Source organism: Nocardia sp. 2TAF39 (genome assembly GCF_052114905.1).
Lineage (GTDB): Bacteria > Actinomycetota > Actinomycetes > Mycobacteriales > Mycobacteriaceae > Nocardia.
The window spans coordinates 87,357-105,349 of record NZ_JBFRFQ010000041.1; the positions used below are offsets into that span (position 1 = coordinate 87,357).

The 17,993-nt window shown below is 66.0% G+C and carries 18 protein-coding genes and 5 pseudogenes; 13 read left to right on the forward strand and 10 right to left on the reverse strand.

The genetic code is table 11. The annotated features are described in order from the left end of the window. The first annotated feature begins 221 nt into the window (after positions 1-221). Positions 222-1,142, forward strand: coding sequence for a universal stress protein (locus AB4Z47_RS23270; protein ID WP_441953486.1), 921 nt, complete (start codon positions 222-224; stop codon positions 1,140-1,142). A 145-nt stretch (positions 1,143-1,287) separates the two neighbouring features. On the opposite strand, the gene AB4Z47_RS23275 is transcribed toward AB4Z47_RS23270, so the two are convergent. Then, the gene (locus AB4Z47_RS23275) at positions 1,288-2,208 is read right to left on the reverse strand and encodes a universal stress protein (protein ID WP_441953488.1); all 921 of its coding nucleotides are present in this window, start codon (positions 2,206-2,208) and stop codon (positions 1,288-1,290) included. A gap of 346 nt (positions 2,209-2,554) precedes the next feature. On the opposite strand from AB4Z47_RS23275, the gene AB4Z47_RS23280 reads away from it, so the two are divergent. After that, positions 2,555-3,454, forward strand: a complete 900-nt coding sequence (locus AB4Z47_RS23280) for a universal stress protein (RefSeq protein ID WP_441953490.1) — start codon at positions 2,555-2,557, stop codon at positions 3,452-3,454. Between the two features lie 236 nt (positions 3,455-3,690). Here the strand turns inward: AB4Z47_RS23280 and AB4Z47_RS23285 are convergent, their stop codons facing one another. Continuing rightward, a complete protein-coding gene (locus AB4Z47_RS23285) occupies positions 3,691-4,146 on the reverse strand; it encodes a CBS domain-containing protein (protein ID WP_441953492.1) in 456 nt (151 codons plus the stop codon). 174 nt (positions 4,147-4,320) lie between these two features. Between AB4Z47_RS23285 and AB4Z47_RS23290 the strand changes: the two genes are divergently transcribed. Further along, positions 4,321-4,599, forward strand: a complete 279-nt coding sequence (locus AB4Z47_RS23290; protein ID WP_441953494.1) for a WS/DGAT domain-containing protein — start codon at positions 4,321-4,323, stop codon at positions 4,597-4,599. A gap of 301 nt (positions 4,600-4,900) precedes the next feature. Here the strand turns inward: AB4Z47_RS23290 and AB4Z47_RS23295 are convergent. Next, a pseudogene (locus AB4Z47_RS23295) lies at positions 4,901-5,317 on the reverse strand (transposase); the annotation flags it as partial. Here AB4Z47_RS23295 and AB4Z47_RS23300 point away from each other — a divergent pair. Next, a pseudogene (locus AB4Z47_RS23300) lies at positions 5,276-5,895 on the forward strand (glycosyl hydrolase family 65 protein); the annotation flags it as partial. The pseudogenes AB4Z47_RS23295 and AB4Z47_RS23300 sit on opposite strands and share 42 nt — an antisense overlap. Before the next feature lie 402 nt (positions 5,896-6,297). On the opposite strand, the gene AB4Z47_RS23305 reads toward AB4Z47_RS23300, so the two are convergent. Then, the gene (locus AB4Z47_RS23305) at positions 6,298-6,705 is read right to left on the reverse strand and encodes a hypothetical protein (protein ID WP_441953496.1); all 408 of its coding nucleotides are present in this window, start codon (positions 6,703-6,705) and stop codon (positions 6,298-6,300) included. Positions 6,706-7,347: 642 nt separating this feature from the next. On the opposite strand from AB4Z47_RS23305, the gene AB4Z47_RS23310 reads away from it, so the two are divergent. From AB4Z47_RS23310 to fahA, 4 genes are all read left to right on the forward strand, one after another. Next, positions 7,348-7,815 carry a hypothetical protein gene (locus AB4Z47_RS23310; RefSeq protein ID WP_441953498.1) on the forward strand — a complete coding sequence of 156 codons (468 nt, stop codon included), beginning with the start codon at positions 7,348-7,350 and terminating at the stop codon, positions 7,813-7,815. Between the two features lie 59 nt (positions 7,816-7,874). Next, the gene (locus AB4Z47_RS23315) at positions 7,875-9,152 is read left to right on the forward strand and encodes a glycoside hydrolase family 27 protein (RefSeq protein ID WP_441953500.1); all 1,278 of its coding nucleotides are present in this window, start codon (positions 7,875-7,877) and stop codon (positions 9,150-9,152) included. A 76-nt stretch (positions 9,153-9,228) separates the two neighbouring features. Next, entirely contained in the window at positions 9,229-9,399 is a 171-nt protein-coding gene (locus AB4Z47_RS23320; protein ID WP_441953502.1) for a hypothetical protein, read from the forward strand. Beyond that, positions 9,396-10,598 carry a fumarylacetoacetase gene (gene fahA, locus AB4Z47_RS23325; protein ID WP_441953504.1) on the forward strand — a complete coding sequence of 401 codons (1,203 nt, stop codon included), beginning with the start codon at positions 9,396-9,398 and terminating at the stop codon, positions 10,596-10,598. The genes AB4Z47_RS23320 and fahA overlap by 4 nt, the downstream gene beginning before the upstream one ends. A gap of 29 nt (positions 10,599-10,627) precedes the next feature. Here the strand turns inward: fahA and AB4Z47_RS23330 are convergent, their stop codons facing one another. Next, positions 10,628-11,224 carry a TetR/AcrR family transcriptional regulator gene (locus AB4Z47_RS23330; protein ID WP_441953506.1) on the reverse strand — a complete coding sequence of 199 codons (597 nt, stop codon included), beginning with the start codon at positions 11,222-11,224 and terminating at the stop codon, positions 10,628-10,630. A gap of 103 nt (positions 11,225-11,327) precedes the next feature. Here AB4Z47_RS23330 and AB4Z47_RS23335 point away from each other — a divergent pair, with 103 nt between their 5' ends. From AB4Z47_RS23335 to AB4Z47_RS23350, 4 genes and pseudogenes are all read left to right on the forward strand, one after another. Beyond that, positions 11,328-11,795, forward strand: a complete 468-nt coding sequence (locus AB4Z47_RS23335) for a hypothetical protein (RefSeq protein ID WP_441953507.1) — start codon at positions 11,328-11,330, stop codon at positions 11,793-11,795. Between the two features lie 21 nt (positions 11,796-11,816). Continuing rightward, positions 11,817-12,347: pseudogene (locus tag AB4Z47_RS23340) on the forward strand (fumarylacetoacetate hydrolase family protein); the annotation flags it as partial. A gap of 15 nt (positions 12,348-12,362) precedes the next feature. Continuing rightward, a complete protein-coding gene (locus tag AB4Z47_RS23345; RefSeq protein WP_441953509.1) occupies positions 12,363-12,938 on the forward strand; it encodes a cupin domain-containing protein in 576 nt (191 codons plus the stop codon). Positions 12,939-12,973: 35 nt separating this feature from the next. Beyond that, complete coding sequence (locus AB4Z47_RS23350; protein WP_441953511.1) at positions 12,974-13,492, forward strand: AMP-binding protein; 519 nt, start codon at positions 12,974-12,976, stop codon at positions 13,490-13,492. Between the two features lie 143 nt (positions 13,493-13,635). Here the strand turns inward: AB4Z47_RS23350 and AB4Z47_RS23355 are convergent, their stop codons facing one another. Beyond that, positions 13,636-14,745 carry an FAD-dependent oxidoreductase gene (locus tag AB4Z47_RS23355; protein ID WP_441953513.1) on the reverse strand — a complete coding sequence of 370 codons (1,110 nt, stop codon included), beginning with the start codon at positions 14,743-14,745 and terminating at the stop codon, positions 13,636-13,638. A gap of 68 nt (positions 14,746-14,813) precedes the next feature. Between AB4Z47_RS23355 and AB4Z47_RS23360 the strand changes: the two genes are divergently transcribed. Beyond that, the gene (locus AB4Z47_RS23360; RefSeq protein ID WP_441953515.1) at positions 14,814-15,494 is read left to right on the forward strand and encodes a TetR/AcrR family transcriptional regulator; all 681 of its coding nucleotides are present in this window, start codon (positions 14,814-14,816) and stop codon (positions 15,492-15,494) included. Between the two features lie 145 nt (positions 15,495-15,639). Here AB4Z47_RS23360 and AB4Z47_RS23365 read toward each other — a convergent pair. From AB4Z47_RS23365 to AB4Z47_RS23380, 4 genes and pseudogenes are all read right to left on the reverse strand, one after another. After that, a pseudogene (locus tag AB4Z47_RS23365) lies at positions 15,640-15,908 on the reverse strand (DUF4158 domain-containing protein); the annotation flags it as partial. A 189-nt stretch (positions 15,909-16,097) separates the two neighbouring features. Next, positions 16,098-16,451 carry a hotdog fold thioesterase gene (locus AB4Z47_RS23370; RefSeq protein ID WP_441953517.1) on the reverse strand — a complete coding sequence of 118 codons (354 nt, stop codon included), beginning with the start codon at positions 16,449-16,451 and terminating at the stop codon, positions 16,098-16,100. A gap of 449 nt (positions 16,452-16,900) precedes the next feature. Further along, the gene (locus tag AB4Z47_RS23375; RefSeq protein WP_441953519.1) at positions 16,901-17,254 is read right to left on the reverse strand and encodes an MBL fold metallo-hydrolase; all 354 of its coding nucleotides are present in this window, start codon (positions 17,252-17,254) and stop codon (positions 16,901-16,903) included. Positions 17,255-17,295: 41 nt separating this feature from the next. Continuing rightward, positions 17,296-17,727 (reverse strand): annotated as a pseudogene (locus AB4Z47_RS23380) (alcohol dehydrogenase catalytic domain-containing protein); the annotation flags it as partial. Between the last annotated feature and the right edge of the window lie 266 nt (positions 17,728-17,993).

Here is a 17,993-nt window from a genome sequence, read left to right on the forward strand (position 1 = left end):
CCCTTCGATTGGACTCGCTCACGGTGCCGCGGCGGTAGGGCCGAGGGACCCTCGCCTGAGGACGAGGGTCCTCGGAGCGGGCCTGGCGGCGACCCGGTGTTGTGGCGGGCGCAGTGGGTAACCGGGTCCGGTGGCCCGCCCGGCGAGGATTTCGTCCCTGCCGCGCACGAGACGCGGCGGGAATGCTCGTTGGGAACCCGATGCCGACGAAAGGTGAGTCGATGGCCGACCCCACTGCTTCGCAGTCCGTCCCGCAGATGATCGCGGCTGTCGATGGCTCTGAGAGTTCGTATCAAGCGGTGGCCTGGGCGGCGGGCGAGGCTGCCCTGCACCGCAGGAAACTGCACATTCTCACCTCGATGGCGCTGCCCGGTGGTTTCGGTCCCGCCGTGACACTGAGCGAGGCAGATAGGGAGTGGATGCGCTGCGACGGCGAGCGGATCGTCGCCGAAGCCAGCAGGATCGCGCGAGCCGCCGTGCCGGGTGCGGAACTCGTGCTCACCACCGAGGTGTCGTTCGACCTCCTCGTTCCCACGTTGATCGCCCGGTCGGAACAGGTGAAGATGCTGGTGGTCGGCAGCCGGGGCCTAGGCGCGTTCCAGCGCGGACTGTTCGGCTCGGTCAGCACCGCGCTGACCCGGCACGCGCATTGCCCGATCGCTGTCATTCACAATGTTGCCGCCATCGAACCGGAGTGGGCAGGCAAACCCGTTGTCGTCGGTGTCGACGGCAGCCGCAACAGTGTTCCTGCCATCGAGCTCGCCTTCGAAGATGCGTCGCTGCGCAAGGTCGGCCTGACCGCAGTGCATACGTGGAGCGATGTCACCGGACTCGATTTCCCGGTGCCCGGCTGGGATGCGGAACTGGAGTCGGAGGAGATGGTGCTCGCCGAACAGCTGGCCGGCTATTGCGAGCGCTATCCGGAGGTGCCGGTACGGCGCATCATCAAGGTGGACCGCCCGGCTCGCGCACTACTCGACGAATCGGCGCACGCGCAGTTGCTGGTGGTCGGCAGCCACGGTCGCGGTGGGTTCACCGGCATGCTGCTCGGCTCGACCAGCAGCGCGCTGCTGCATTCGGCGCAGTGCCCGATGATCGTCGTGCGAGATGGCAAACGTCCTCCAGCCGCGCCGCGCGGATGAAGTCAGTGGTAGTCGCCGCGACCACTACACCGTTTCCCACAGCACAGCATCGCCGGGCTCGCCACAAGTGCCGGATTCCGAAGCGACTGCTGTCCCTCCACGGCGGCAGGTCGAAAGCGAGCGGATCATTGCGCGTTCTGGACGACTATGCAGGGTGTGCGACCAGCACCGGGCTGTAGGCATGCTGGACCAGGAAATTGCTGGTCGAGCCGAGCAGCAGGCCGGTGAAACCACCGCGGCCGCGGCTGCCGACGACGATCAGCTGGGCGGACTTCGACCACTGCACAAGCATCCCGGTCGGCCCCGCCAGATACACCTTGCGGGTGACGTGGACGTCGGGATACTTCTCCTGCCAACCGGCCAGACGCTCCGCGAGGATGGCGTATTCGACCGCCTCCAACTCGGCCGCGTCGATACCGCGGTCGGGTTTGCCGGCGAATTTGCCGAAGTCCGAGTCGCTCCACGAATGCAGCGCGACCAGTCCGGCATCGCGATCGGCTGCCTCGGCGAACGCCGCGGCGATGGCGACCTCGCTCACCGAACTGCCGTCGATGCCGACCACCACCGGTCCGTCGGGGCGGATGTGCTGCGCGGTGCCGGTATCGCGGACCACCACGATCGAGCCGTTTCCGTGACTGGTGACCGCCAGCAGCGTGGAACCGAGGTGGGCGAGGGTCCCCGCATTGCCGGTGGCCCCGAGCGCGACGAAATGCGCGGTCTTCGAGTGATGGATCAGCACGCGGGCGGGTGAGGCGTCGGAGACTTCGGTGGCTACGTCGAGGCCCGGGCTGACCTCCAGGGCCAGCCTGCGCGCGGCATCGACGATTTCCGCGCCACGGGAGTGGGCGACTTCGACGGCCGAGGCGTCCATGACGTCGTAGCCGCTGCCGAGCACCGATTGCAGGGCGGCGATATTGAGGCCATGCACGATGTGCAGTGCACGGCCACGCTGGGCGGCTGCCTCGGCGGTCCAACGGACGGCGAGATCGCTGCCCTCGGAGCCGTCGACGCCGATGACCGCCGGCGCGGACGTCTGGAGGTGCGGGTTATCGCGCTGGGTGTCCATGCGTTGTTGTCCCTTCGCAATCGAATTCTCCCTGTACGGTAGAAACTCGCGTGCTGGCGCGACTGCTGGCGTTGGTCCTGGTCTTGCAGGTCGAAAGCCCATAATGTCACCCGCGCGGATCGGCGAGGTGCCTCGCATTTCGGTACTGCCGACCCTGGTCGCGGGCTGCAGCAGAAGCGTGTCGTGAGGTCGCTCGGCCCGGTCAGCGAATGACCTTCTCCTCTGCCTGTGCACGCCTCCGGCGCGACATGCTCGATGGGGATACACGCCAGCGAGAAGAGGGGCCCGGCGATGTCCGGTAGCCCGCTGCGGGCCAGGAAGTGAGCTTCGGGTCGAAGGGGTAGCGATGCCAGGTGAGAGTGCTTCGCACTCAGCGCAACTCAGTTCCCGGATTCTCGTCGCGGTCGACGGCTCTGCGAGCTCCTACCAGGCGGCGGCCTGGGCGGCGGACGAGGCGGCGCTGCACGGCTGCTCACTGCACATTCTCACTTCGATGGCGGTGCAGACCGGTTTCGGACCGGGGATGATGCTGGGGGAGGCGGATATCGAGTGGATGCGCGGGGACGGCGAGCGGATTCTCACCGAAGCCACTCGCGTGGCGCGCACGGCGGCGGGCGAAGATCCGAAGATCATCACGGAGGTGACGTTCGAGCTGGTCATTCCGACACTGATCGAGCGTTCGGCGCAGCTGCGGATGCTGGTGGTCGGCAGCCGTGGCCTGGGTGCGTTCCAGCGGGGGCTTCTCGGCTCGGTCAGCACCGCGACCACCCATCATGCGCATTGCCCGGTCGCGGTGATCCACGGCATCGCGACGATCGATGCGGTGTCGGCCACGCGACCGGTCCTGGTCGGTGTCGACGGAACCAGCAACAGCGTCCCCGCCATCGAACTCGCGTTCGAAGAAGCCTCCCGCCGCAAAGTCGGGTTGGTCGCCCTGCACGCCTGGAGCGACACCAGCGGTCTCGATCTGCCTATCTCAGGTTGGGGCACCGCCCAGCAGTCGGCCGAAGTAGCGCTCGCCGAGAACCTCGCGGGCTGGAATGACCGCTACCCGGATGTTCCGGTACGCCGAATCGTGGTAGCCGACCGACCGGTTCGCTCGCTGCTGGACGAATCGGGCAACGCCCAGCTGGTTGTCGTCGGCAGCCGCGGACGTGGCGGCTTCGCGAGCATGGTGCTCGGCTCCACCAGCAATGCCCTGCTGCATTCGGTGGAAGTCCCGATGATCGTCGTCCGCTCACAGTGAACAGTGCGCAACCACACCGGGCAATGATGGATGTCGACAGCTGTCACCTCATGCGACTACCCCGAGGCTGGCCGCGATCGGTTTCCGCGTCGGCTTCCTCACCGCCCTGACGCGTGCTGTACCCGATCTGTGCTGCTCAGATGCCAAAATACTGGTCGCTCGGCGACTGCGCCGCGCCGTTGTAACTGTGCCGTGGTTGGTGTTGCGCCGGACCCCGACGAGTCGGACTCGATCGGCTAGGCCGTCGAGCCGGCGGCGGTCGTCGGAAGATGGGAGGCGCAAACGGCTTCCACGAACGCACCGACCTGCTGTTCGGGCAGGTGGCGCGCAAGGTCGGCCTCGGTGATGATGCCGACGAGCAGCCCCTGAGCGGTCACCGGGAGTCGGCGGACCTGGAACGCTGTCATGAGTGCCAGGATGTCGCCGATGTCGGCGTTCACGTCGACGGTATGCAGTTGCTCGGCACCCTGGGTGAGTTCACCCGCGGTGGTCGTTTTGGGATTCAGCCCGACGCCGACAACCTTGACGGCGATATCACGGTCGGTCACGATGCCGACCGGATGGCCCTCGCCGTCGCAGACAGGAAGTGCGCCGACGCCGAGCTGGCGCATGCGCTGGGCGGCGAAGTCCATGGTGTCACGCACGCCGATGCGTTCGACATCTGGGCGCATGATGATTTCCGCGGTGGTCATGGCGAGTCTCCCTCCGTCGAGAAGGCCGGTTGCCGCCCGACCATCATTCGATGATCGTTCGCGGCAACGACAGGGGACAAAGTCACAGTCTCGCGGGATTCTCCGCGTGCGCCGGGCCCGTGAGTCGCATCGCTGCCGAAATCGTCGGGTGGCCCGGCACCTCGGTTACGACGAGTGTCTCTGGCGGATGGCCGGGAAGTGCTGGAAATACTGGCCTACGTTCCGATCGCGATGCTCCTGCGCACCGGCATCGCCATTCTGAGCTACAGCGACCAGCTGAGCTTCGGTATCACCGGAGATTTCGACACCACACCCGACATCGCCGTGCTTGCCGAGGAGATCGAGCAGGCCATCGAAGGACTCCTCGCCGACGCCCGTGCGGCTGAGGGGCCGACCCGCCCCTCAGCTCACACCCCTCATGGTGTCACCAACGCAATGACCAGCAACAACTGATATGTAGGCCTGTTCTGTCAAGTGGCAGGTGAAAGCGGTCCCGGTAACGTCGGTTGCCGGGACCGCTTTCGTGTGCGGTCGGGCGGGGTTTGTCTCGGGTCGTGTCGTGGTTGGCGACGGCGTGGTCAGACTGATATGCGCGGGTTGGTTACCGCAGGACGACTGTTCGAGGGGGACGGTGCCGCTGGTCTAGCGTCGGGCATCGCGACGCGAAAAGCAGTGCTGCCCATAGTTGTGTCGCGGATCGTCCCGCACGCCGACTCGAGGGTTGACTCGCCTGGCCGCGGTCTGGGGGACGGCGTCAGCCGTCATCGAGGATGGCCAGTGACCAGCACCAGCCAGCGAGTTCACGGGCGACGGCAACGTTGGCGATCACGGGGCGTTTGTGGTGGGCGGTGAACTGCTCCCACCGGTGGTGCAGTCGGTGGTTGCCGGCGTGGCCGCGCACGCGGGCCGCGGCCGGGGCCAGCGCCCATCGTGCGCCCATGGTGGCAGTCGGGTTGCGGTAGGAGCGGCGGTGGTGCCAGGCGGCCTCGACCAGTAGGCGCCGGGCGTGGGTGTTGCCGGTCTTGGTGATCGATCCTTGCGTGCGGGTGGCGCCGGAGGAATATTCGGTGGGGACCAGGCCTAGATAGGCGCCGATTGTCTTGCCGGTAAACCGATCCCAGTTCCCGATCTCCACCGCGAGGGCGAACCCGGTCAGGGTCGAGATCCCGCCAAACAAGCCGATGTGCTGATGTTGTTCTATCTGCTGTCGGCCGACGAACTCCGAGAACTGCTGGGCCACCTCGGATATGAACTGCCCGGTGCGATGATTCCACGCACCATCGACTACTACATGTCGCGCACCTCTCACGGTTCGACGCTGAGCGCGCTGGTGCATTCGTGGGTGCTCGCCCGAGCCAACCGTGACCGTGCCGTGGAATTCTTCGACTGCGTGCTCCAGTCCGACGTCGCCGACATCGGGGGCGGAACCACCGCGGAGGGGATCCACCTCGGCGCGATGGCAGGCAGCGTCGACCTGCTACAACGCTGCTCACCGGGCTGGAGATCCGCCACGACCGATTGATCTTCTGCCCGCACTGGCCGAAACCGCTGGGCGCCCTGTCATTTCCGATGATCTACCGCGGCCACCGGCTCACCGTGCGAGTCAGCGGCGACGGCGTCGAAATCAGCTCGGATCCCGGCACGTCACCGCCGATCGAGATCGACTGCCGAGGCCAGATCGCACGACTCGCGGCCGGGGACATAGTTCGCCTGCCGACGAACTCGACACCCGGACCGGCACTGGGGTGAGCCCCCGATATCGAGTCCGCTCGGTTTCAGAGCCAGGCTGTGTTCGATCTGGTTTCAGTCGATGCCGCAGGCTGTGGTGGAAGTGTTGCGGCTCATGTTGTGCGACAGCTCATGCTGCGCGACGCGAAGTCAGACGGTCTCGCGACCGGTAAGGAGGTCGGACCTGCTCGTTAAAGGAGGACCGTTTCTGCGGACGGGCGCACCCGACCAACGCCGGGCCGGTCTCGTCCACACGTTATCCGGTAGGTCGATCCAGGGGGCCGGACATGGCGGCGACTTGCACCCGAAGCGCCCTCTCGAAGTGCACGATTGTTGCCAAGACAACAGCACTCATTCCAGCTCGACGAGTACTTTCCCGTTCATGGCATACCGACGGCCGCAAAGCCGTCGGTGGATCGAGGCTCAGTCACCGCAGTGCACTCCGAATTCCTCCCAGAGGTCGTCCTTGATGCGGCCACCCCAGTCGATGCACTTGCCTTCCGCCTCGACCTTCGCATAAGCGAATTCGGTGAAGACGCGGTCGTCGTTCACGACCACCTGGGAGTGGTCCTTCGACTGCCGCACAGCGGCGCCCATCGATATCGGCTCGCCCGGCTTGTCCCGCACGGTGACCACGCAGTTGGCCCTGCCATTGTAGGTAAGAAAGACAGTGCCGCCCTTCAACTCGTGTGAGTCGATCACCTTGAAGCCTTCACCGCACTGGCTGCCATATGTTGCCGCGGACGCAGTGGCCGGGAGGAATACCGCCACCCCGGCAGTGATCCCGATTGCGGCCGCGCACACGGCGATCGGCTTTCTGGCGTTGACCAATGTAGACCCTTTCCTCTTTCATGCGACATCTAGCATTCGGCTACTTACCCCGCACGCTCGGCGCTCAAACTCGGGCACCATTGCTGCTGCCGCGCCGAACCTACGGCCGCAGTTGACGACCGGAGCTGGACATGGCACATCCCGCGCGCACAACTGGGCAACGGGCAGCATCGCAGTGGTCACCGACTCCTCGGGTGAAGAGTGCATAACCACCCAGGTAGATGGCCGGCCCGAAAAGGACCGAGCCGACGACATAGGTGACTGCGAGTACCACCGGCCGTTCCAATAGCTTCACCATTCGTACCGTAGTTCGTATCCAGCAGTGGAGATCTCACGAGCAGGAACAGGCGCACAATCGGCCACGACCGAGCTGGTTCTGGTAGATCATGTTCGCGCAGCAGCGTCAGTGTCACACCCCTGGACAACCATCTCGTGCCTCCCGGGAGCGACTGGCCAGTGCGGTCATGACCGCTGCGTAGACCGATGCTTGCGGACAACGAAATCTGTCGAATTGGCGTGTTGTGTCGAGCGTTACGCGAAGATCGTATTGAGTCATTGGACCGTTGTGGAACTGACTCGGCTCCGGCGGGACCTCACCAAGCGCAAAGCAACAGATCAGTTCGTATTCAGCAGGGAGATTTCGTGCGTATCACCACTACACCTCGGTTGCTCGCGGTGGTCGCGTTGGCTGCCGCGCCGGTGCTCGCCACCGTCGCGCCCGCCTCAGCCGCGCCTGCCCAGGGAACTTGGGACACCACCTACACGACGGTCCGATCCGGACTCTGCGTCGGACGGATCGACCCCAGCATCGGGCATGGCGGCCTAGCCGATGGGGCCGCCCTGTTCAATTTTCAGGCCACCCTGTGGGGCGTCGGTGACTGCCGGGTGACCATCACCGCCAACTGGAAAAACACCGACAACGGGCGCAGTGGGACAGTCAGCCAGGAGATCACCGGACCGGGCTACCACCACTACGGCGCGGAGCCGCGGCTGTACCCGGGACCCGGCCATGTCGCCGTGACGTTCACCATGGACGCTACGTCGTTCCCCGCGCCCGCGCACGGAGAGTGGACCATGCCCCACTATCCAGGCGACGGCAGCGACTACTGACCGAAAGCCAGACGACCTTTGCTGGTACTAGTGGGCCTATGTGCCGTACCGTCAAGGGCTTGATCGCGTTGGTGGCGGTCGTGCTACTCGAGGTGTTGTCCGCCGCGGACATCCCAGCCTCCGATTCGCCCATGCGCCCACTCGGCGGCTCGGGTCCCGCCATTGCGGGTGTCGCGGCCCACCCCCCGCTGGGCTGGAACAGTTGGAATACCTTCGGTTGCCTGGTCACACAGGATGATGTGCGCGCGCAGGCGGACGCCATGGTGAACTCCGGGATGCGCGCCGCTGGTTTCAGCTACGTCGTGGTCGACGACTGTTGGTTCGCACCGCAGCGCGACGTCGACGGCCAACTGCGGGCCGATCCGGCCCGGTTCCCGGCCGGGATGGCGGCGCTCGCCGACTACGTGCACGCCCAAGGCCTGAAATTCGGAATCTACGCCTCTCCCGCCGACCGGACCTGCGCCCAGCTGAGCGGGAACTATCCCGGCGCGACCGGCAGCGCGGGCCGTGAGCGCACGGATGCCGCCACTTTTGCGGCCTGGGGCGTCGACTACTTGAAATACGACTGGTGCTCCGAAGATCCCGACCTGCGCCATCAGATCCGCGCCTTCACCGCGATGCGCGACGCGCTGCGCGCGACGGGTCGGCCCATCTTCTACAGCATCAACCCCAACAGCGGTGTCGCGGGCGATCCACCGGGCAGGCGGTTCGACTGGGCAGGCATCGCCACGATGGCCCGCACCACACAGGACGTGGACTGGGCATGGGCTATCGATCCCGCCGGCAGCCTGGCACCCAACATAGGTGTGGCGCAAGCGGTCGCTATCACCGCGCCACTGAGCTCCCGCACCGAGGGCCGGTACTTCAACGACCCGGACATGCTCGTGGTCGGGATACCCGGCGCGCCCGGCTCGCTGACACCGGGCCTGTCGCAGGCCGAGGCGCGCACTCAGGTCGGGATGTGGGCGATGATGTCGGCCCCGCTCATCGCGGGCAACAATTTGCAGATCATGCCGCCGTGGGTGCGGGCAATGCTGATCAACCCCGCCGTGCTGGCCGTCGACCAGGACATAGCCGGAGAACCGGCAACCCCGTTGCGCGGGGAGCCCGGCGTCTGGTACCGGCATTCCTCCGACGGCGCGCTGGTCGTCGCCTGCCACAACGAGGACAACCGGGATCGGCGGTGGGCGCTGTCGCCCGCCGAGCTCGGACTACCCCCGGGCCGGTACACGGTCACCGACCTCTGGACGGGCGCGACCGAACCGCTCGCCGGACAATTGGTTCGGACCGTCGGTGGCCACGACACCGCGCTGCTGCGTATCGTGCCGACACCGTGAACGACGCACATTCCGTCATGCACTGCAGCGTGACCGCCGCTATGAGGGAGCCGACGCGGGAGAGATTGAGGCCACCTTGCTGTCCGACGACGTGCTGCGTTCGGTGCGGGCGGTCACCGCCCTGGACGCGGCGGGAATCACCGCCGCGCGCGGCTTGCTGACCAGCTACGGATCATGTAGCACCACCATCCCCGTGGCCGAGGCCAACGCCTTCGGACTCATCGACATGGAAAGGGTTTCGCAATGACCGCGACCTGGGCGCCCGTACCCGAGGGCTCCGGCTTCGGAATCGACAACCTGCCCTACGGGGTGTTCTCGCTCCCGGGCGCACATGCCCGCGTCGGAGTCCGGATCGGAGATCATGTTCTCGACCTCCGGGCGGCTCTGGGTGACCAGGTGTTCGAGCGGTCTTCGCTGAACGACTTCATGGCCCGCGGCCGGAAAAACTGGGCGGCGACCCGCCACCGAATCACCGACCTGCTCACCGATCCGACGCAACGAGCCCGCGCGGCCGAAATACTGCATCCGGTGGACCAGATCACGCTGCACCTGCCGATCGAGGTCGCCGATTACGTCGACTTCTATGCCAGCGAGCACCATGCCACCAACCTTGGCACCATGTTCCGCCCGGATTCGGCTGCGTTGCTACCGAATTGGAAGCATCTACCGGTCGGCTACCACGGCCGGGCGGGCACGGTCGTCCCTTCCGGCACTCCGGTGATTCGTCCCCGGGGGCAACGCAAGGCTCCGTCGGATCCGGAGCCGGTGTTCGGGCCGTCGGCGCGCCTCGATATCGAAGTCGAGGTCGGCTATGTGGTCGGCACGCCGAGCGAACTCGGAAAGCCGGTGTCCACCAACAATTTCGCCGACCATGTCTTCGGTGTGTGCTTGGTCAACGACTGGTCGGCCCGCGACATCCAAGCCTGGGAATACGTACCGCTCGGGCCGTTTCTGGGCAAGTCGTTCGCCACCTCGATCTCGCCGTGGATCGTTCCACTGGAAGCACTGGCCGCCGCGCGCGTGCCGACGCCGCAGGACCAGCAGCCGCTGCCGTACCTGGCGGAGGCCGAGCCGTGGGGCCTGGACCTACGGTTGGAGTTCGCGCTGAACGGGCACACCGTGTCCCGGCCGCCGTACGCCCAGATGTACTGGTCTCCGGCGCAGATGCTCGCGCACATGACAGTCAACGGTGCGAGCCTGCGAACGGGTGATCTGTTCGCCTCGGGCACGGTATCCGGACCGGCTGTGGATCAGCGCGGTTCGCTCATCGAACTCACCTGGAACGGAACCGAGCCTGTTCGCTTGCCCGACGGCAGCACCCGTACCTTCTTGGAAGACGGCGATATCGTGACGCTGAGCGGATCCGCGCCCGGCCCGTCCGGTTCGCCGATCAGCCTCGGAGAGGTCACCGCCCGCATTCAACCGCCGGATGCGGCAAGTTCCTGACGGGTGTTCCGTGCGGCGGGTACCGCGAGTCAGTCCGGGGTACGCGCCGTGGGCGCCGCGAGTCCGCGAATGGCTTGGTCGACGAGCCGCTCGGCGAGGGAATCGTCGAGCGGACCGGTACCGAACAGCAAGTGGAAGTAGATCGGCGCGTAGATCATCTCGGCCGCATCGCCCGGTTCGATATCGGAGCGGAACAGGCCCTCGTCGATCCCTCGCCGAATCAGCTTGTCAACCGCGGCGTATCGGTCGTTCCAGAACCGGGTCTTGAAATCGGCGAGGGTAGCCGGGTCGTACTGCCCCTCGGCAATAATTTGGGCGATCAGCCGCCCCTGCGGTCCTGCATACCGCGCGATCAGCGACTTCACGTGTATTTCGAGGGCCTCGCGAACCGGCACACCCTCCGGGATGCGGACCTGTGGCAGATGACCCTCCATGAAGGCGTCTATGACCACGGCGGCCTTGTTCGGCCACCACCGATAGATAGTCGCCTTGCTGACCTTCGCCCGCTTGGCGATCATCTCGATGGTCAGTTTCTGGACGGTGGTAGCCCGTCTCCGATCCCGGACCAGTAGGTCCATCGTTGCGTCCAGTATCGCCTGTCGACTCGATTCGCTTCGTACAGCCACAAGAGGATGTTATCCCGAATCTGTTGTCAAAGATGCCATAGACATGGTTTCATTGGCCGTATATGATACGAAACGTTTCGGATACAAAAAAGGATGGTTAGCAATGAAGCTCGGCCGAATCTCCTGTGCGACGCCGGACGGCGACCAAGCCAGGCTCGTAGCGGTCGAACCCGACCGGGATCGAGTGGTGGATTTGGCCCAGGCGTACCGCATCGGCCGCCAGCGTGGCTCGGCATCCGGCGACGCCGCACAGCGGCTCGCGACCGCGTACTTCCCGTCGAGCATGGCCGCCGCGATCGCGGCCGGGACTGCGTTCCTCGATGCCGCGCACTGGGCAGTGGAACAGGCGGGCGATGACGCGTCGCTGCCCATCGGCGAGGTCGACTGGCAGCCTGCGGTCGATCCGCCGGTGATCCGCGACGGCCTGACCTTTCCGCTGCACATGAAGCAGTTCCACGAGAAGGTCGGTGGGGGACTGCCGAACCCGCAGCTGTTCAAGACTCCGGGCTATTTCAAGGGGTCCACCGGCGTGGTTTACGGCCACGACCAGGAAGTGCCGTACCCCGGTTAGTCCGAATTCGTCGACTACGAACTCGAAATCGGCCTGATAGTCGGCACGTCCGGCAGCAACCTCACGCCCGACGAGGCACAGTCACGGCTGTTCGGTCTCACGATCTTCAACGACTTCAGCGCGCGCGATGTGCAGGGCCCCGAGATGGGCATGGGCATGGGCCCGCAGAAATGCAAGGACTTCGCCTACGGCATCGGCCCGTGGATCACTACCATCGACGAGTTCCAGGACTTCGACGCCATCACCGGCTCCGTCCGCGTCAATGGCGAGGAATGGGCCAGCACCAAGGCCGGGGGAATGATCTACACCCCCGCCGAACTGCTCGCCTACGTCTTCATCGGCGACAACCTGCAGCCGGGCGACCTCATCGGCTCGGGCACGCTGCCCAACGGCTCCGGCCTCGAAATCGGCAAGAAGCTACGGCCGGGCGATGTCGTCGAACTCGAGATCAGTGGCGTCAGTGTGCTTCGCAACCGGCTCAGTGCCGAACCCGCGACCGCACCGTGGTGGCCGGAGCCACGTCCGTACCCCTTCGGTGCGGGCGCAGTCTGAGAGGGAAACGCCCCAATGAGTGAAGACACCGTGATTCCGCCCGTTCGCCGGATCGTGACGGGTCACGACGAGAACGGCCGATCGATCATCGTCAGCGCTGGCGACTGCCCGAATACCTTTGTGTCCGAGGATATTCCGGGCTTCGGCGCGAGTGTCGCCTGGATCACCGGGCCCGGCGACATCTCCAATGCCGACAACGAAGACGCGGCCACCGCCGTCACGCAGGTGCCCATGTATCCCAAGGTCGGTGGCAGCATCTTCCGGATCGCCACCTTCCCGCCGGATGCCGCCTACAGCGACCAGACGGCGAAGACGATGTTCAGCGAATTCGGCGGCGAGCACGGGCGCGCCGCGGCGGAGGAGGGTTCCCGGCACTTCTGGTTTCACCGCACCGAATCCCTCGACTACGGCATCGTGCTCGACGGTGAGATCTGGCTGATGACGGACGAGGGCGAGTGCTTGATGAAACCCGGCGACGTCGTCGTCCAGCGCGGCACCAGCCATTCGTGGTCCAACCGCAGCGACAAGCTGTGCCGGATGGCGTTCATCCTGCTCGGCTCGCTGCCACTGTTCGACGAGGGGCAACTGTGACCGCCGATGTGGTGTGGCGGCCAACCTCGGAACGTGTGGCTGCCGCAGAAGTGACCCGCTTCCGCGCCGCACTGCCCCCTGAACTTCGCGATGCCGAGTGTCTGGATCTGTGGCGCTGGTCGACCGAACATCCGGATCGGTTCTGGTCGGCCATGGCCGACTTCGAGGATGTCCGGCTGGGTGGTGTGGCCACCGATCCGGTCGCTCCGGACGAAATGATCGGTGGCGCTTGGTTTCCCGGCCGCACCGTCAACTACGCCGAGCATTTGCTACGCAAGGCCCCGGAGACCGCGCTGATCGTCGTCGATGACGACAACCGGTCGCACACCGTGTCGAGCACCGAGCTGCGCCGCCAGGTCGCGGCCCTGGCCGCGACGCTGCGGTCGATGGGCGTCCTACCCGGTGACTGTGTGGCCGCGGTACTGCCCAACCGATCCGAAGCCGTGGTCGGAATACTCGCCTGTGCGGCGGTCGGTGCCATCTGGTCGGTCTGTTCGCCGGAATTCGGCACCAACGCCATCGTCTCCCGCTTCGCCCAACTGAGCCCGCGGTAAGCGCGTTGTCCAGCCCCGTCCGGTTCTTGCGGGTGGTGCCGAAGAACCCTTCGCCGATGAAGATCCGTTCACGCGGCACCGCGAGGGCGCAGCTGCTCGGTCTGGACTTCATGACAGCTCCAGGAGCCGTTATCGGTAACATTTCAGCCAGGTTGGAAGAATGCGAGCATTCTCCGGCTGGCGTCCGGCGACGTCAGGATTTCCTGGATGCGTGCGGACATCCGGGCGGCAGCGCTGGTGCGTTCGAACATCTCGCGTTCGTATTCTTTGACGGCGGCGGGAAAGTCGTCCGGGTGGGCGGCCAGCGCGAGACCGAGCAGGGCGCCGTCGAGCAGCGCCATGTTGGCGCCTTCTCCCACCGGCGGCATCAGGTGCGCGGCATCGCCGAGCAGCGTGACGCCTGGCGTCGACGGCCAGGTCAGGCCGACTGGGAGAGTGGTGATCGACCGCGGCACGACCGTGTCGTCGCAGGCCGCGATCAGCGCGGTGAACCGTGAGTCCCAGCCGGGGAGCAGGTCGATCAACCGCGCCCGGGCGGCGGCCGGGTCGTCGAACGGGATCCCGCTGGTAGCGAACCAGTCCTCGGCGGTGTTATAGAAGCTGAGGCCGATGCGAACGCGGCCGTCGCCATTGCGCTGCGCCGCCAGGGATAGTCCGTTGCCGAGCACCCAGTAGTTGCCGCGCCCGACCATCGCCGCGAGGTCGGGGTGCGTGCGGTCGATGTCGGGAATGCCGACCTCGACGACGTTCTGGCCGATATGCGCCGGGCGGGCGTCGGTGAGCAGTGCGCGGACCCGGGACTGCGCGCCGTCCGCGCCGACCAGCAGGTCATACGTCGCACTGCTCCCGTCGGTGAAGTGCAGCAGGCCGTTGTCGGCGGATTTGAACGCGCGCCCCCAGCGCACCACGTCTTCGGGGAGGGAATCCAGCAGCAGGTTGCGCAGATCGGCGCGGTCGACCTCGGGTCGCTCGAGCGGGGCGTCGTCGGGCGTGTCCTCCTGGAGCAGCAAGGTGCCGTCCGGCTCCAGCAGGCGCATGTCCTGCCCTTCGCCGCGGGCGATCGCGTGGAACTGGTCGATCAAGCCGGCCTCACGCAGCGCTCGCTGCCCGGAATGTATGTCGAGCATGCCGCCCTGACCACGCGCGCCGCGCGAGAGTTCACGTTCGTACACGACGGCGTCGATGCTGTTCACGTGCAACACCCTGGCGAGGGTCAGGCCGCCCAGTCCGGCTCCGACGATGGTGATGGTCATGGTCGCCCTTTCGATACACTGAATTTCCCGATACACTGTATCGCAGCATGCGATGTATCGTCAGCGGTATGTTGGTGTGGGAGAGACCGGAGCCGCCGGATCGACCGGTGCCGGCCCCATTGAGCCGGGAGCGGATCGTACGAGTGGCGATCCGGCTGGCGGACGCGGACGGGCTGGCGGCGGTGTCGCTACGTAAGGTTGCCGCCGCACTGGACGTCGGGCCGATGCGACTGTACGGCTACATCGCCACCAAGGAGGAGTTGCTCGACCTCATGGTCGATGCGGTCTACGCCGAGATCCGGCCGGCCGGAGACGGTTGGCGAGAGGTGCTACGGTCCCTTGCCGAAACCACCCGGCAAGCCGCTCACCAACACGAATGGCTCGCCGACCTGATCGGTGGGCGGCCCCAGCTCGGGCCGCACGCGCTGGCCAGAGGAGAGGCTGTGGTGGCCGCGATGGGCGGCGTCGACATAGACACCGTCATGCCGGTGGTCGACGCGGTCAATGCGTACGTGATCGGCGCGGTGCGCCGGGAGATCACCGAGCAGCGCGCCGAGCGGGCCACCGGGATGGACGAAAGGCAGTGGCAAGCCGCCTTCGGGCCTTATCTGGAGCGGACCTTTGCAACTGGCCGATTCCCCGCGCTCTCCACGGTCATACGTGACGGCGCCCACCTGGACGCCGACCAAACCTTCCGCACCGGCCTCGACTTCCTCCTCGACGGCATCCAAGCCCGCATCTCGAGCTGACACGCAGCCGAGAGACCAGACGAGCGCCGCCCGCAGCGTCTCCTCCCGCCTCATCCAGCCGTGCCGGGCCGTTCCCGTCTGCCAGGACCTTCTCCAATTCGCCGAAACGGGCGCCGCTCCGCCGGCAGCACCGACAAATCCAGGCCCCCCGCGCCGAGATAAGTGAGGCATCGACTTTCAGCTGATCACCCAACCGCGCCACCGCCACCGGCGGTGCGGAAGCCACCTGGTCCGGCACGAACCCCAACCAGGGAACGCGCACAAATCCACCGACAAGCCAAGCCGCTCAGCCGGACCCACCCCCGGCGTGCTGAACGCGGTATCGGCCGGCGTGAGCGTGGAATACCGGTACAACTCCTCGCGGCTGATCTCGGGAAACTCCCGCAGACGCGCCAATACCTCGTCCGCGAACACCTGCGTCGCCGCGAAACCACATCTCCAGCGCGCCGACCAACCTCATCAGCAGCCAGCCAAGCACCAACAGCACCAACCCGCAGTCCGAACGGCAACCCGCCATCGCTGCTGGTCAAGCCATTGTCGTTGTTTCCGCGCGGTTACTACCGGGACCCCGTGTCGATTCGAGTGTGCGGAGGTAGCGGGCTATCAGCCCGCGCTCCGCTCGCCGAGCAGGCTGCCGCGTGCTCGGAACTCGGCGACCACCTCGTTGGCGCGTTGGATGGTTACGTCGCAGATCATCGCCTGCCCGGAGCGGGAGCGGATGGCCGCCGCTGCGGTCAGTACGTCACCGAGGTATGCCGGGCGCGGGAACTGGACGTCGGCGGCCGCCGTTACCGCATCTGGTCCGAAACTGTTTGCTGCACAAGCGAATGCGGTGTCCGCCAGGGTGAACATCAGACCGCCGTGCAAGATCCGGTGTCTGTTGACCATGTCCGGCCGGACCGGCATCCGTGCGAGCGCACTGCCCTGATCGGCGGACAACACTTCGATGCCCAGCATTCGCGACACCTGATCGGTATCCAGGAGTGACAGAGAAGCCGAGATGATCCTCGAGCCCAGGGCGGTCGATGTCGAACTTCTCGACGAGCCAATGGTGATGATCGATAGGCCCCCCAGCCTGGAGTTCTTCTCGGGCCGGATAGTCGAGGCCGGATATACGCCCGATATCCGTTTCCGGACCAGAAGCGTCGAGACCGTACGCACGTTTGTCGGCCGCGGCATGGGCTGGGCGGTACTGTTTGCACCGGCCCGGGGCCGAGCGCAGCTACGACGGAAGCGCGGTTGCCTCGGTCGATCTCGAAGGTATGGGAGCGCCGGTCGACGTCCTACTCGTCACGAAATCCGGTGCGCGGATGACCCGGCGCGCGGGCCTTCGCGGACATGGCTCGTGACCTGCTGCGCGCCGGGCCGGTACCCGCCCGCTGACCGCGCAGGCGCGGGCGTTTGCCTCACACAGCCGCGGCAGTCGCGTGGATACCGATGCGCTGAGCATCGGTAATAGACATTTCTTGTGTCAGCAGCCAGGGCAGGTCGTCGCCGGGGTGCACCAGGACGGGCGCGTAGGCGTCCTCGCCGAGTTGCGGGGCGAAGGTGACGTGATCATTCTGCCCGTGGGTGCACACGACGGCGATGACATCACGGTCGTCGATGGCCTGCATGACACGTTTGGCGTCATGAGCCGCGTCGACGCCCACCTCGTCGTTACCGACCACCCGGACATTGTTGTCGACCTCCCAGGTGCCGCCGTCGAGTTCGAAGACCCCGGAGGTCACCGCCCGCTCGATGCGGTGCCGACCACTCACAGCACGACCACCGACCGCAGCACCTCGCCCTCGTGCATGGTGGTGCACTGGCCGGCGTGTACGAGGGTCTTCTCGGCGAAGGCGCCGATACCGAGTGCCGACGTGAGTTCCGTGCCGTCGGTCAGTGTCATCTTCCGCGTGGCGTTGAAGGTGTCGACACAGTACTGCGGGCGGCCTCGCCGACAGGCCCGGCAGCTGCCGCACACAGCCCGCCAGTTCAGAATGACGATATCTCCGGCCTCGACGGAATGGACTCCCTCGCCGACACTTTCGACCGTGCCCGCTGCTTCGTGGCCGAGCAGGAAGGGGAATTCGTCGTTGATACCGCCCTCCCGGTAGGTGAGGTCGGTATGGCACACGCCGCACGCGGCGAAGACGACCTCGCCCGGCCCGGAGTCGGGGACGATGATGTCGGTCAACTCGACCGGTGCACCCGGTTTTCGGGCGATGACTCCACGGACCTGCTGCGACATGACGGGCTGTTCCTCCGAGTGAATGATCGAGCCATGCGTTCACGCGCATGGCTCGGCAGCGAGGCTAGCGCCGGGCGGGCGGCTCGCGGACCTGGCCGCGCGGACAGTACGACCTAGTGCTGCGTTCCTCAAAGATCATGTATTTTGTTGTCGGTCTTGTTGGTTCGGATGTAGCGGGGTGGGTTCTGCCGAAGGTGCTGGTCGCGAGATCTCCACGGGATACGTTGGAGGAGCGGCAGATTCGCAAGCTTGCTGCGGCGCGGCAT

Coding starts and splice junctions, on each gene's coding strand:
- fahA (WP_441953504.1), top strand. CDS start 9,396: ATGACCGCGACCTGGGCGCCCGTACCCGAGGGCTCCGGCTTCGGAATC.
- AB4Z47_RS23285 (WP_441953492.1), bottom strand. CDS start 4,146: ATGACCACCGCGGAAATCATCATGCGCCCAGATGTCGAACGCATCGGC.
- AB4Z47_RS23355 (WP_441953513.1), bottom strand. CDS start 14,745: ATGACCATCACCATCGTCGGAGCCGGACTGGGCGGCCTGACCCTCGCC.
- AB4Z47_RS23370 (WP_441953517.1), bottom strand. CDS start 16,451: ATGCTGGGCATCGAAGTGTTGTCCGCCGATCAGGGCAGTGCGCTCGCA.
- AB4Z47_RS23280 (WP_441953490.1), top strand. CDS start 2,555: ATGCCAGGTGAGAGTGCTTCGCACTCAGCGCAACTCAGTTCCCGGATT.
- AB4Z47_RS23345 (WP_441953509.1), top strand. CDS start 12,363: ATGAGTGAAGACACCGTGATTCCGCCCGTTCGCCGGATCGTGACGGGT.
- AB4Z47_RS23335 (WP_441953507.1), top strand. CDS start 11,328: ATGAAGCTCGGCCGAATCTCCTGTGCGACGCCGGACGGCGACCAAGCC.
- AB4Z47_RS23360 (WP_441953515.1), top strand. CDS start 14,814: ATGTTGGTGTGGGAGAGACCGGAGCCGCCGGATCGACCGGTGCCGGCC.
- AB4Z47_RS23270 (WP_441953486.1), top strand. CDS start 222: ATGGCCGACCCCACTGCTTCGCAGTCCGTCCCGCAGATGATCGCGGCT.
- AB4Z47_RS23275 (WP_441953488.1), bottom strand. CDS start 2,208: ATGGACACCCAGCGCGATAACCCGCACCTCCAGACGTCCGCGCCGGCG.